This window comes from Streptomyces sp. NPDC031274 (genome assembly GCF_055570235.1).
Map to the genome: position 1 here is coordinate 242134 of NZ_JBVIHP010000010.1, position 13524 is coordinate 255657.

The 13524-nt window shown below is 70.7% G+C and carries 13 protein-coding genes; 8 read left to right on the forward strand and 5 right to left on the reverse strand.

Annotated features, from left to right (window positions below):
- The first annotated feature begins 144 nt into the window (after positions 1-144).
- The 4 genes from ACZ5CR_RS18670 to ACZ5CR_RS18685 are packed head-to-tail and all read left to right on the forward strand — an operon-like array spanning position 145 to position 5245.
- Positions 145-2274 carry a hydantoinase/oxoprolinase family protein gene (locus ACZ5CR_RS18670; protein WP_468858700.1) on the forward strand — a complete coding sequence of 710 codons (2130 nt, stop codon included), beginning with the start codon at positions 145-147 and terminating at the stop codon, positions 2272-2274.
- Entirely contained in the window at positions 2271-2846 is a 576-nt protein-coding gene (locus tag ACZ5CR_RS18675; protein ID WP_468858702.1) for a hypothetical protein, read from the forward strand. The genes ACZ5CR_RS18670 and ACZ5CR_RS18675 overlap by 4 nt, the downstream gene beginning before the upstream one ends.
- A gap of 4 nt (positions 2847-2850) precedes the next feature.
- Entirely contained in the window at positions 2851-4131 is a 1281-nt protein-coding gene (locus ACZ5CR_RS18680; protein WP_468858704.1) for a TRAP transporter large permease subunit, read from the forward strand.
- A gap of 40 nt (positions 4132-4171) precedes the next feature.
- On the forward strand, positions 4172-5245 hold the full coding sequence (locus ACZ5CR_RS18685; protein WP_468858707.1) for a glycoside hydrolase family protein: 1074 nt from the start codon (positions 4172-4174) through the stop codon (positions 5243-5245).
- A 72-nt stretch (positions 5246-5317) separates the two neighbouring features.
- On the opposite strand, the gene ACZ5CR_RS18690 is transcribed toward ACZ5CR_RS18685, so the two are convergent.
- Entirely contained in the window at positions 5318-5707 is a 390-nt protein-coding gene (locus tag ACZ5CR_RS18690) for an STAS domain-containing protein (RefSeq protein ID WP_468858709.1), read from the reverse strand.
- A 256-nt stretch (positions 5708-5963) separates the two neighbouring features.
- Positions 5964-6902, reverse strand: a complete 939-nt coding sequence (locus ACZ5CR_RS18695) for an oxidoreductase (protein ID WP_468858711.1) — start codon at positions 6900-6902, stop codon at positions 5964-5966.
- A 105-nt stretch (positions 6903-7007) separates the two neighbouring features.
- Between ACZ5CR_RS18695 and ACZ5CR_RS18700 the strand changes: the two genes are divergently transcribed.
- Both ACZ5CR_RS18700 and ACZ5CR_RS18705 read left to right on the forward strand, forming a co-directional pair.
- Complete coding sequence (locus ACZ5CR_RS18700) at positions 7008-7595, forward strand: acyl-CoA-like ligand-binding transcription factor (protein ID WP_468858828.1); 588 nt, start codon at positions 7008-7010, stop codon at positions 7593-7595.
- A 74-nt stretch (positions 7596-7669) separates the two neighbouring features.
- On the forward strand, positions 7670-8380 hold the full coding sequence (locus ACZ5CR_RS18705; protein WP_468858713.1) for a ribonuclease H family protein: 711 nt from the start codon (positions 7670-7672) through the stop codon (positions 8378-8380).
- A 34-nt stretch (positions 8381-8414) separates the two neighbouring features.
- Here the strand turns inward: ACZ5CR_RS18705 and ACZ5CR_RS18710 are convergent, their stop codons facing one another.
- The 3 genes from ACZ5CR_RS18710 to bla all read right to left on the reverse strand — a co-directional run bounded on the left by ACZ5CR_RS18710 (position 8415) and on the right by bla (position 11451).
- Positions 8415-8567 (reverse strand): hypothetical protein, encoded by a 153-nt coding sequence (locus ACZ5CR_RS18710; protein WP_468858716.1) that lies wholly within the window; start codon positions 8565-8567, stop codon positions 8415-8417.
- A 131-nt stretch (positions 8568-8698) separates the two neighbouring features.
- Positions 8699-10330, reverse strand: a complete 1632-nt coding sequence (locus tag ACZ5CR_RS18715; RefSeq protein WP_468858719.1) for a penicillin-binding transpeptidase domain-containing protein — start codon at positions 10328-10330, stop codon at positions 8699-8701.
- Positions 10331-10497: 167 nt separating this feature from the next.
- On the reverse strand, positions 10498-11451 hold the full coding sequence (gene bla / locus ACZ5CR_RS18720) for a class A beta-lactamase (protein WP_468858722.1): 954 nt from the start codon (positions 11449-11451) through the stop codon (positions 10498-10500).
- 130 nt (positions 11452-11581) lie between these two features.
- On the opposite strand from bla, the gene ACZ5CR_RS18725 reads away from it, so the two are divergent.
- Positions 11582-12523, forward strand: coding sequence for a LysR family transcriptional regulator (locus ACZ5CR_RS18725; RefSeq protein ID WP_468858725.1), 942 nt, complete (start codon positions 11582-11584; stop codon positions 12521-12523).
- A 95-nt stretch (positions 12524-12618) separates the two neighbouring features.
- Positions 12619-13521 carry a serine hydrolase gene (locus tag ACZ5CR_RS18730; protein WP_468858727.1) on the forward strand — a complete coding sequence of 301 codons (903 nt, stop codon included), beginning with the start codon at positions 12619-12621 and terminating at the stop codon, positions 13519-13521.
- Positions 13522-13524 lie beyond the last annotated feature (3 nt).

Consider the following 13524-nt stretch of genomic DNA (forward strand, 5'->3'; position numbering starts at 1 on the left):
AAAAGATGAAGTAGGGCGCCCCACTCTCCCACCCCTATGGGACCTAGCACCCCGCGCTTGGCCATGTTGGTGGGAGCACCCCCCCCCCCCCCCCCCCCCCCCCCCGCCCGCGCACCGCCAACCCGCACAAGGAGGTGCCCAACCATGACCACCCACCGCATCCGCGTCGGCATCGACGTGGGCGGAACCTTCACCGACGCCGTGGCAGTCGACGCCACGACCCTGGAACTCCTGGGACAGGTGAAGGTCCCCACCAGCCACCATCACGAGGACGGCGTGGCCCACGGCATCGTGGAAGCCCTCGACCGTCTGCTGGCAGAAACCGGCCGCGCACCGGAGGATGTCGCTTTTCTGGCGCACGGCACGACACAGGCTACCAACGCCCTGTTGGAGGGCGACGTCGCCACCGTGGGCCTGATGGGTATCGGCACAGGTCCCGCCGCCGCGCTGACCCGCAGGCTGGCCGCGCTCGGCAAGCTCCAACTCACCCCGGGCAAAAGCCTTCCGCTCGTCTACGCCCATGTCACGGACCCCGACGACCCGCAGGCCGTCCGGCGCGCCGCCGACACACTGGCCCAGGACGGCGCCCAAGTCCTCGTCGCCACCGAGCCGTTCAGCGTGGACCGCCCCGAGGGCGAGCAGGCCGTCGTGGCGGCGGCACGTTCCGCCGGTCTCCCGCTGACCGCCGCGCACGAGATCACCTCTCTGTACGGGCTGCACAAGCGCACCCGTACGGCCGTGGTCAACGCGGCGATCCTGCCGCGCATGCTGGCCACCGCCGACCTCGTCGACAGCTCCATCACCAAGGCCGGGGTCGATTCCCCACTGATGGTGATGCGCTGCGACGGCGGGGTGATGTCCCTGGACGAGATGCGGCGCAGACCGCTTCTGACCGTCCTTTCGGGTCCCGCGGCGGGCGTGGCAGGGGCGCTGATGCAGGAACGCATCAGCGAGGGAGTCTTCCTGGAGACCGGCGGCACCTCCACCGACATCAGCGTCGTGCGACGCGGCAAGGTGGCCGTCCAGCACGCCACCATCCTCGGCAAGAAGTCCTACCTCAATGCCCTGGACGTACGCACCGTCGGGGTCGGCGGCGGTTCCATGGTGCGGATCGGCGGCGGGAAGATCACCGGGGTCGGGCCGCGCAGCGCCCACATCGCCGGGCTGCCCTACGCCTGCTTCGCGACCCTCGACGACCTGCGCGACGCCAAGCTCATCACCGTCCGCCCGATGGCCGACGACCCGGAGGACTACGCCGTGCTCGACGCGGCGGGCGGCCGTTTCGCACTCACCATGACCTGTGCGGCCAACGCGGCGGGACGGGTCCCCGAGGACGACTTCGCCCGCAGCGACCAGGAGGTCGCCAAGGCGGCGCTCGCCCCGCTCGCCGAAGCGCTCGGCGTGGACATCGCCACCGCCGCGGACCGGCTGCTCGACGCGGGAACGGCTCAGGTCAAGAAGGTCGTCGACACGATGATCCGCGACTACCGGCTCGACAAGGACACCGCCCTGCTCGTCGGCGGAGGTGGCGGAGCCGCGTCCGTCACCCCGCACCTCGCCGAAGTCAGCGGCCTCCAGGGGCGCATCGCCCGCCACAGCGAGGTGATCAGTCCGATCGGGGTCGCGCTCGCCCTGGTGCGCGAGCAGATCGAGCGGACCATCCCCGGTGCCGGACAGGAACAGATCCTCGCCGTACGGGCGGAGGCGGAGGCAGCCGTCATCGCGCAGGGCGCCGCCGCCGACGGCGTCGAGGTCGAGGTCACCGTCGACCCGCAGACCAGCACCGTCCGCGCCGTGGCCACCGGCGCCACCGAACTGCGCACCCAGGACCGGGCGCACCGGGCGGACGAGGAGGAGCGGCTGCGCACCGCGGCGGCCAGCCTGGGGAGCGACCCGTCGCAGGTCACCGTCCTCGCCAGGACCGCCTCCCACACCGTGTACGGGACCGAGGTGCGCCGCACCCTGCGCGCCACCCGGCATCCGGTACGGATCGTCGACGCCGACGGGGTCATACGCCTCCACGTCCCCGACGCCCGCGTGGAGACCACCCGGGTCGCCGACGCCCCCGACGTACTGGCGAAGCTGGTGCGCGAGGCCACCTCGTACGGCGACGGCGGGGTCCGGGCCCCTGCCGTGCGGCTGCTGCTCGGCTCCCGGATCGCGGATCTGTCAGGTGTCCTCGACCCGGGGCCGCTGCTCGCGCTCGCCCGCAGCGAGCTCGATTCCCGTACCGCCGACGAGCCGGTCGTCGCCGTCCTTGAGGTACGCATATGAGCATCCCCACGGCGCCCGCGCCCGAGACTCTCGACGACCTCGACCACGCGGTCCACCTCCTTGCCGCTACCCCCACCCACGAGGGCCGCGACCCGCGGCTGCTTCGTCGCTGGGCGCGCACGGCCGAGGAGTTCGGCGCTGCCCTCGCCCCGGTTCCGTGCCGGGCCAGGATCGTCGAGCGCGCCGACGGCCTGGAGCGCGGCCTGCTCGCCCGCTACACGTCACGGCCGACGCCGACGGTGGAGCTCTGCACCGACACCCTCGCGGCGGCAGAAGCCCTGATCGACGAACGGGGCTGGCGGCACTGGTACCCGCCGGGATCGGTGCGCGCGGCGGCCCTCGCCCACGAATCCGTGCACGAACAACTCCACCACGGTCCGGCGAAGGCCGCACTCAAGCAGGCCCTGGGCCATGTCGTCCTGCGCGCGGGACGGTTCCGGCTGTACGGGCACGTGGCGGGCGCGGAGGAGATCGCCGCCCACGCCCATGCCAGGACCGTCTGCGGACTCGGCCGCAGCCCCCTTCTTCTCACGGCCGCGCTCGCCGACGCCGTGACCCACAGAGAGAAGTAGCGCCATGGGCGTTGTCATCCTGATCGTCATGGCGGTGGGTGTCGCAGCGATGCTCACCCGCAAACTTCCCACCGCCTTCGCCCTGGTCCTCCTCGGTGTCGTCATCGCTCTCGTCGCCGGTGCGCCGCTGACCGGCAAGGAGAGCGTCTTCGACACCGTCCTCCAGGAGGGCGCCCCGATGCTCGCCTCGACGATGATCGCGGTGCTGCTCGGATCGTGGCTCGGCAAACTCCTCGACGAGACCGGCATCGCCGGGACCATCGTCCGCAAGATCGTGGAGTTCGGCGGCGACCGGCCCACGGTCGTGGCACTCGGCGTCCTCGCCGTGTCCGCGCTGATCGGCACGGTCACCGGATCGGCCCCCGCCGCCATGCTGGCCGGCATCATCGGCATCCCCGCGATGGTCGCCGTGGGCATTCCCAAGGTCACCGCGGCGGGCACCATCCTGATGGGCATCGCCGTCGGTGTGCCGTTCGAGCTTCCCATCTGGCAGTTCTTCTCCACCGCCCTCGACCTGCCGGTCCCCACGGTGCGCGGCTTCATGGTGAAGCTGTTCCCGCTGGCACTGGTCGCGGCCGTCGCCTTCGTCCTCATCGAGTCCCGCCGCCGCGGAGTCGAACACACCTGGGCGCTGAAGTCGGCCGTCGACAAACGCCGTTCGCGCCGCGAGCGGCTCGGCGACGCGCCGTGGTACGCGCTGCTCACCCCGGTCGTACCGCTCATCCTGGCCCTCGGCTTCGAGCTCGCCATCATTCCCTCCCTGCTCGCCGGAGTGCTCTACGCACTGGTCACCACGACCCGGCCGCGCGAGATGAACAAGCGGCTGCTGCGCACCCTGTACGGCGGCTTCGAGGTCGCCGCACCCCCGATCGCGCTGTTCATCGCGATCGGCATCCTCCTCGCGGCGGTCAAGCTGCCGGACGCCATCGAGGCCCTCGAACCCCTGGTCAAGGCCGTCAGCCCGCAGAACCCGGTGCTGTTCGTCCTCGTCTTCACCCTGCTGGTCCCGCTGTGCCTCTACCGAGGACCCCTGAACGTCTACGGTCTCGGCGCGGGCATCGCGGGCGTTCTCATCGCGGCCGGCATCTACCCCGCCGTCGCCGTGCTCGGCCTCGCCGCCTCCTACAACCAGGTCTTCGGCGTATCCGACCCCACCAGCACCCAGACCGTATGGAGCGCCCAGTACGCGGGCGTCGGCCCCCAGCAGGTCATGGTGCGCACCCTGCCCTACGTGTGGGCCGTCGCCCTCGGCGGATTCTGTGTCACAGCCGCCACCTACCTCTGAGCATTCCTCCGACATTCGACTCCCGGGACGGAGAACAGAAATGAACGAGCCGCGGTACGACGCACGGCACGGCGCACAGCACCCCCTCACGCCCCTCACGCAGCCGAGCCCCGCACACCGATCCCCTTTCCCGCGCCGCTTCTTCCTGCGCGGGGCCGCAGCCACCGGCACGGCCCTGGCGTTCGGCGCCGGAACGGCGGGCACGGCCGCGGCGGCGCCCGGCGGCTTCCCCGACTACACCTACGTCAGGACGGTCCTGAAGCCGTCGGACCTCGCCTACAACCCCACGGGCGAGATCATCTTCCCGTGCCTGCGCGGGACCGTCGGCCGGATATCCGGCGCACTGGGCCGGTACTACCTCTACTACGCCCCGCATGACGCCCCCGGCGGTATCTGCCTCGCCTACGGCGACTCGATCGACGGGCCCTTCACCGAGTACAAGGCCAACCCCCTGGTCACCAACAACTGGCAGCCCCACTACAAGGTCAGCCACGTCTCGTCGCCCCACGTGCTGTGGAACGAGGACGCCAAGGAGATGTGGCTGTACTTCCACGGCGAGAACACCACGACCCGCCTCGCCCGTTCCAAGGACGGCATCAACTTCACGTACGACAAGGTGGTGCTCTCCGCGTCGATGCTGCCGAGCGGCTCGACCGAGACGTCCTACGCCCGCGTGTTCCGTCACGACCTGCCCTCACGGGGTGCCCGTTACGTCATGCTCTTCATGCTGAACAACACCACCAACCACCGGGACATCGCCTGGGGTTGGTCGGCTGACGGTCGCAACTGGACCTTCGATCAGACGCCACTGATCCGCCACGCCGATGTGGGCGCGCAGAACGTGGGCGGGCCCCACCTGCTCACGCGAGGGAACAGCGCCTACGTCGTCTACAACACGGACAAGGGCAGCGGCGGCAACATACTGATCACCGAAGTGGGCAAGGACTTCTCCCGCCGCGACCACCTCGGGATGTTCCACGACTCGATGAACGGCGCGCCGGACAACGGACGCAGCGCGTCACCGAGTTTCGGTACGGAGAACGGCGTGGCCTACATGATGTACGAGGCGGGGGAGCGGCTTCAGGGTGCGATCGCTCTGGCGCGCGCCAAGTAGCGGCACGGCCTTGGGCGCGTCCCGTTGGGCTTCGGCTGAGTCCCCAGGCTCGCTGCGGCATCGTGGCGCGATCTAGCAGGGCGGCCACGTGGGGCGGTGCGCGGGGGGCAGGGTCAGCAGGGCCTGGCCCACAGTGGCGTAGTGGGGGAAGAACTCCGTGCTGCCGGTCAGCGTGAGCAGTTCGGCGAGACGGCGTCCGGCTCCCGCAAGGAGAAGGTGACCCTCGCGGCGCCGCAGTAACCACCGCACGCCGAGCAGGCAGTTGAGCCCTCGTGAATCACAGAACACGAGCGCCGTCACATCCAGGACGAGATGTCGATGACCCGCCATGACGGAGTCGCCGAGCGTGCGGAGGAAGAACTTCTCGCCGCTCTGGTCGAGTTCACCGCTCACGCGCAGCACGGCACACTCGTCGCACCGAGCGAGCTCGTGGATGATGAGGCGATGGGTCTGCGTCGCCATCGCGCCTCCCTGGGGTTGCCGTACGGAAGCTCGTGCGCCTGCCGGTGCACAAACCGCCTGGCTGCCGAGTCCCCCGCCCACCCCTGCCTACGCCTCTCGCAAGCGCGTGGCGTCGTTGCCACGCGTTGATGTTGGGGGCGGTCGCACCACAACTCGATGGCCTGGATCGGCGACCTCGGCCTGCTGCGCCGGGCGCGGGGTCAAGGCCCGGGAGGCTGCCTGCTGCGTCATCCCGTCGCGCGCTGACCGAGCGCCGTCAAACCGCGGCCGGGAACGCGAACCGTACGCCGGTCGCGTGCTCCGACAGCTCCCACAAGCGGCGGCCCGTCTCGGGGTCCGTGGCCGTAGGGGCCAGCTGCACGCGCGTCGGTGCGCCGCGCAGCTCGGCCAGGCCGCCCGGCCCGATGAACTGGCCGCTCTCCACCTGAGGGTCGGTCGCCGCGAACAGCTGGGGGAGTGCGCCGTCGGCGGGGCGCTGGGCGAACAGCGGGTTGCCGATACGGCCGAGTACCACCCGCCACAGGCCGATCGGCGTACTCATCTGGAGGTGCGTGGCGGTGTAGCCGGGGTGGGCGAGCACGCTGCGCACCGGGCTGCCGGACTCGGTCAGTCGGAGGTGGAGTTCCCGGCCGAAGACGGCGTTGGCGAGCTTCGACTGGTTGTAGAAGCCCATCGGCTTGTAGTCGCGCTCGCCGGTCAGGTCGTCGAAGCGGATGCGCGCCTGCCGGTGGTTGATCGAACTCACCGTCACCACCCGGGGGTCGTTCCCGGCGGCAAGCAGGTCGAGCAGCAGACCGGTGAGCGCGAAGTGGCCGAGATGGTTGCAGGCGAACTGCAGTTCGTGCCCCTGTGCACTGAGCGTGCGGGGCGGCGCCATCACGCCCGCGTTGTTGATGAGCACGTCGACATGGGGGTGGCCGGCGTGCACCTGATCGGCGAAGCCGCGGACCGAGTCGAGATCGGCCAGGTCGAGGCGGCGTACTTCCAGGCTCGCGCGCGGGTGTTCGGCGGTGATCTCCGCGACCGCCCGGCGGCCCTTCTCCTCGTCGCGTACGGCGAGGATCACGTGTCCGCCCCGCCGGGCGAGCGCGCGGGTGGTCGCCAGACCGAGCCCGCTGTTGGCTCCTGTGACGACGAATATCCGGTCGGTCTGGTCCGGGATCTGCTCGGCTGTCCAGCGCTGTAGCTGCGTCATGCGGCACATGCTGTCGCCAGTGGCACTCAGTGTCAAGAGGATCCTGAGTGTCACGCAAGGCATGGCGTGTACCATGGTCCGGTGAGTTCCCGCCCCGAAGTGAGCATGGCCGAGCGCAAACGGCAGCTCGTCTCGAACGAGTTGACCGAAGCGGCGCTGCAACTCCTCGCCCAAAAGGGGTTCGACGCGGTCACCATCGACGAGATCGTGACCACCGCCGGGGTCTCCCGTCGGACGTTCTTCCGGTACTTCGCGTCCAAGGAGGACGTGGTCGTCCAGTTCCTGGCCGACATGGGCGTCGGTATCCACGCGGAGCTGGCGGCTCGCCCCGTCGAGGAGCGGCCATCCGTGGCGCTGCGGCACGCGGTGTGGGTTCCCCTGGAGGCCTGTGGCGATCACTCCGAGCGAGTGCTGCCCGTGGTGCGGCTGATTCTGCGTACCCCCGCCCTGCGCGCCCGCTTCCTGGAGCGCCAGGCGCAGTGGAGCGACGATCTTGCGGGGGAGGTGGCGCGGCGTCTGGGGCGTGACGCGAGTGTGGACCTCTATCCGCGGCTGGCCGCGGGGATGGCGCTGTCCGCCTTCGACGCCGTGCTGCAACGGTGGAGCGACAGCGGCGGCGCCGAGGATCCCGCCGAGCTGACCGACCGGGCCTTCGCGGTCATCGCCCCGGCGCTGGACGCCGGTGAGGCGTAGGGCGGGCCGGGCCGGAGCCGACGGGCCGGAGGTCGGTGGCCTTCGAGTCTCCCGCGGGCTGGCATGATCGAGGGATGTCTGACTTGATCATCGCCGCCTGTGACGGAGCCGCGAAGAAGAACCCCGGACCCGCGGCCTGGGCCTGGGTGGTCGCCGATGCCGATGAGCGCCCGCAGCGCTGGGAGGCCGGTCCGCTGGGCCACGCCACGAACAACGTGGCCGAACTGACCGCGTTGGCCGAGCTGTTGGAGTCCACGGACCCCGCCGTTCCGCTGGAGGTCCGCATGGACAGTCAGTACGCGATGAACGCGGTCACCAAGTGGATCGCGTCCTGGAAGCGGAACGGCTGGCTGACCGCGGCGAAGAAGCCGGTGGCCAACAAGGAACTCGTCGTCCGCATCGACGCACTCCTGCAGGACCGCGCGGTGACATTCCGGCATGTCGCCGCCCACCAGGTGGACGGCGACCACCTCAACGCCATCGCCGACGTCGCGGCCAGCGACGCCGCGACGACGCAGCAGCCCGCAGGAACCGCCCACGGAGCCCTCGCGATCCCGGAGCCGCGGCCCGAGCGGATGACGGCCTCCCCTGCAGCCCGGCCGGGCAGGAGCTCCACGGCGCAGGGAGGCAAGAGCTCCGCCGCCCGTTCGGGCAAGGGGACTTCGGGCGGAGTCATCAAGGCCAAGTTCCCCGGCCGCTGCCACTGCCAGAAGCCCTACGCCGCCGGAGAGAAGATCGCGAAGAACGCGCATGGCTGGGGGCACGTGGAGTGCCGGGAATCCTGAGCCCCGCGGTGGGCGCTCACGCAGCCGCGGGCCCTCACGAGCCGCGGGCGCGGACCGCGAGCAGGGCGGCAAGGACGCTCGGCACCAGGAGCAGGCCGAAAGCGACGGCGTAGCCGCCCAGGCCGGACGAGCCGGTGCCGTGCCCGGCGAGCCGCCCTATGGGCAGTCCTCCTGGATCATGCGTCACGAACGCACAAGCTAGGCGGAGCGGGGGACGGAATGCCACTGGTCTTCCAGTGGCATTGTTCCGTGGCCGATCGGCCCGGTTCAGCCCAGTTCAGCTCAGCCGTCCGTCAGGAGGGATCGATCGTCCGTCCGTCAGGAGGGATCGTCGGGTACGGCGCCCAGGAGGTTGCGGACGACGGGCCCGGCTGAGGCGCCGCCGGTGACGCCCTTCTCGACGACGCAGGCCACGGCGACGTTGCCGCGATGTGCGACGAACCAGCCGTTGTTGGGTGCGTCGTCGGAGACCTCGGCGGTGCCGGTCTTCGCCCCCACTTCGCCGGGCAGATCGGCAAGGACCGAGGCCGTGCCGTCGGTGACCGTGGCGCGCATCAACTCACGTAGCTGTGTGACGATCTCGCGCGGCAGCGGGGTGGTGGCAGTCGCGTCCTTGGTGCCGCCGGTCACGGTGGGCTGGTGGAAGGTGCCGGACACCGCCGTCGCGGTGACGGAGGCCATGATCAGCGGGTTGGCCTGCACCCTGCCCTGCCCGATCATCGAGGCGGCCTTCTCGGTCTGGTCGCGGGGGGCAGGTACCGACCCGTCGTACGAGGGAATGCCGACGTCCCACTTCTGCCCGACCCCGAAGTACTTGCGGGCGACATCCCCCAGCTCCCCGTCACCGACCTTGTCGCGCAGGCTGATGAACGCGGTGTTGCACGAGGCGGTGAAGTCCTTACGGAAGGTGGCGCCACGGTGTTCGGAGGCCTCGACGTTCTGGAACCGCTTCCCGACGGTGAGGTACTTGGGGCAGTCCACGACGTCGCTCGGCGCGACCGCGTCCCCAAGGAGCAGCGCGCTGGTGGTGACGATCTTCCAGGTGGAGCCCGGCGCGTAGGTGCCCGAGACGGCGCGATTGAACCCGGAGGAGGGGGAGTTGGCCACGGCCAGGATCTCCCCGTTGTCGATCCGCAGGGCGACGAGCGCGGTGTCCTTGCCGTCGGCCTCGGTGGCGAGGGCCTTCTCCGCGGCCGACTGCCAGGTGGCGTCGAGCGTGGTGGACACGGGCCGGTCGGCGGGGCGGTCGGACTTCTTACCGAAGGAGGCCTCCGTGCCCTTGACCTCACCGCTGGCCCGGTCGACGAGCTGCACCGCCCCGCGCGGACCGGCACCGCTGCCCCTGGCTATCTGGGGGATGAGCGGGCCGAGGGAAGGGGACGTCCTGCTCGACAAGGCGTTGCCGTCGCGGTCGTTGATCTCGGGCCCGGCGGTGTCCTCCCGCTCCAGACGGAACTTCTCCGTGCTGCTCAGCTTGGGGTGCACGAGGGAGAGCTCCCAGTTCACCTTCCAGGCGCCGTCGTCCTGCTTGCGCAGGGGCAAGGCCGAGTCATAGGTCCAGGTACCAAGCTCGGTGACGGGCATCTTGGCGGTGAAGGCCACGGTCACTGTGCCGTCGTCGCCGACCGTGGTCGCCCCCGGGGTCAGGGTCGGCCTGCTGATGTCGAGCCCGGCGGTGAAGCTGTTCAGGACGCGCTCTGCCTGCTCGGGGCGTGAAGTCTGCGCGGCGGCCCGCGCCATGTGGCCCGCCTCCCAGTCGGCCAGGAAGGCGCGAGCCTGCTTTGTCGCCTCCGGGTCGGGTGTCGGGGGCCCCGGATCGAAGGGGCCGAGATCGGCGGCGTACCCGATGCCTGCCGCGAGCGCGAGAGTCAGCGCCACCGCGACGACCACGCGCGGGCCCTTCCGGGTGGGTCTGCGGCCGGGGCTCGTGAGCGGTGCGACATCCGTCATCAAGGTCTCCTTGTGCTGGCTTCTCGCTGCGGGCAGCGGAGTGTCGGGGGAGGGAGGGCCGTCGTCGTTCCCGGCAGGTTCGGTGCTCGGTGCTCGGTCGGCGTCGGGCGGTCGCCGCGGGGGCCGCCCGACGCCGTACCTCTTACTGCGACAGCGAGTACCGCCTGTTACGACAGCGAGTCGACGGCCACGGAGGCCGCTTCCGCGATCAGCTTGTCGTCGGGCTCGGCGTCCTTCTCGGCACGGTGCGACAAGATCGCCAGGACGATGGGGGCACCGTCGGGCGGCCACACCACGGCGATGTCGTTACGGGCGCCGTAGTAGGTGCCGGTTCCTGTCTTGTCGCCGACCAACCAGTTCTTGGGTACACCGGCCTTGATGGTGTTGTCGCCCGTGGTGTTGGTCCGCAGCCACTTGGTGAGCTGTGCGCGTTCGCCCTTGCGCAGGACGTCCCCGAGGACGAACGCGCGCAGGTCCTCGGCGAACGCCCGCGGCGTGGTCGTGTCCCGCTTCTCGCCCGGGACCCAACTGCTCAGATCGGGCTCGCGGCGATCCATCCGCGTGACGTCGTCGCCCAGGTCCTCGAGCACGGTGTCCAGGCTCTTGGGGCCGCCAAGCTTGTCGAAGAGCAGGTTGGCGGCGGTGTTGTCGCTGTAGCGGACGGCGGCGTCACACAGCTCGCCCAGGGTCATGCCCGTGTCGACGTGCTTCTCGGTCACGGGGGAGTTGGCGACCAGATCATCCTTGGAGTACGTGACCTTGCGGTCGAGGCCGCTCAGAGAGTACTTGCGCAGCACGGCTCCGGCCTCGAGCGCCTTGAACGTGGAGTTGTAGGCGAAGCGCTCACCGGCGTTGTAGGCCACCTCGCGCCCCGTGCCGGTGTCGATGGCGTAGACACCGAGGCGCGCGTCGAACTTGCGCTCAAGCTTCTTGAAGTCGCCGGCGAACGCCTTCGTCGCCTGCGTGGACTTGGTGGCTCCCGCGGGCTTCGTGGCCGGCGTGGAGGAGGACGACGAAGCTGAGGAGTCGGTTTCCCCGCAGGCCAGGAGTGGGACGAGACAGAGAGTGGCCAGCGCACCGAGAACGGTGCGACGGGCACGGGTGTCACGGGTGTGCTGCATGGGCCAAACCTCCAGGGCGCCCCAGCGGCAGGGCGCATAAGGGACGGAGCGGCACGGCTCCGTCCCGGTACGTGGGTGTGAGTGCCAGAGCCACCCTCGCGCCGGGGTACGTATGCGGTCCAATACGCTCATGCGCGATTCCATGCTGATCTGGCATAGGGTGCGGGGCGTGGATCTGGTGGGAGCGTGTCGCGCGTTCGTCAGCGTCAGCCAGTACGGCAGCTTCACCGACGGAGCGGCGGCGGCTCGGATGTCGCAGTCGGTGGCGAGCCGTCGTGTCGCGGCCCTGGAGGAACGCTTCGGTGAGCCCCTGTTCGAGCGCACATCGCGGCGCGCCGTCCTCACGCCCTTCGGGCGGGACATGCTGCCGACGGCCCGGCAGCTCGTGCAGGCGGCCGACGTGCTCCTCGACGAGGCAGAAGCCGTCAAGCTCAAGCCGTGGCGGCTCGCGGTGCCAGGCGTCTGCTCCACGGTCGGTCTCGCCCGTCTCGTCGCCGAGGCGCGCGGCCACGGGATCACGCTCGACCTGCGGGTCGCGGCGCCGACGCAACGCAGGGAACTCCTGCGCGCGCAGCAGGTGCGCGCCGCTCTGCTCGCGGTGCCCGCGGACGAGGCGGCGTGGGCCGTGCCGCTCGGGCTTGCCAGTGCACAGGAGCCCCGTGTGCAGCGCGTCTACCTGGAAACGCTGCGGGTCGGACGTGCCTCTCCCGGCCCGGCCCGCCGCGTCTGGATCCAGCCGGAGGACGATGTGCCGCACATCCGCGATCCGCTGACGCGGCTGCGCGACGCGGTGGGTCTGCGTCCCGCGCAGCTTCTCGCCGCGGCCGACCTGACGAGCGCCGCGGCCGAAGTCCTCTGCTCGGGCGACCTGTTGCTGTGCTCGCCCGCGCAGGCCGAAGAACTCGGCCTGACCTGGCGGCCCATCGGCGAGATCACGCTCGGCCGTGGCTTCGCCCTGGCCGCCGCGGCGGACGGCAACCCGCAGCCCGTCGAAGCGCGCCTGGGCGGCGCCATAGCCCGCTGCCTGGGCGCGGACGCCCCGGTCGGAACCACGGGAGGAACGGCGGCATGAACGGTGGCAGGGGTGGGGGCGTGCATGGTGGTACGGGTGGTGGTGGCATGTACGGCAGAACGGGTGGCGGCAGGGGTGGTGACATGCACGGTGGCATGAGCAGCGAGGCACTGCTGCGCGACATACGCCAGGAGTTGCGCGACGGCGGCCTGCACGGCTGTCTGCTCGTACGTGATCTGCATACCGGAGACGAGCTGGGGATCGAGGCGGACACCCACCTGCCCTCCGCCTCCCTGGTCAAGGTCCCGCTCGCGCTCGCGACGGTCGAGCGCATCCGCCGGGGCGAACTCGACGGAGCGACGATGCTCGAGGTGCAGCCCGGACGGGTCACCACGCCCGGCCCCACCGGGCTGAGCCGATTCCGCCACCCCGCCCGGATCGCGATCGACGACCTGCTGTACCTGAGCACCTGTCTGAGCGACGGAATGGCCGCCGACGCGCTGTTCGAGCTGACCCCGCCCACCCAGGTCTCCGGCATCCTCCACGAGCTCGGCATCCGCGGCATCGCCGTCCGGCACAACGTGGGCGAGCTGTCCGACACACCGGTGGAACGCTTCGGCGCCGACCAGGCCCATCTCGCCCATGCCCTGGCCATCGACGCCGGTACCAGCGGCCGTGGACACCGGGTGCCGCAGCTCGACACCACCCGCGCCAACAGCGGCAGCGCACGCGCCTATGTCGACCTGCTGCAGGCGCTGTGGACGCCGTCGAAGATCGATCCGGATGTGGCCGAGCGGCTGCGCGACCTCATGGCCCACAATGTGCTGCGGCACCGACTGGCCCCGGACTTCAGCTCCGACGCCAGCACCTGGTCGTCCAAGACCGGCACCCTGCTCAACCTCCGCCACGAGATCGGTGTCGTCGAGCACTCCGACGGCCAGTCCTTCGCCATCGCGGCCATGACCGAGTCCCTCGTGCCGGCCGGCGCGCAGCCCGGCGCCGACGCCCTCCTGGCGCAGGCCGCCCGCAGCCTTCGCGACCACCTCCGGCAGCTCTAGGGC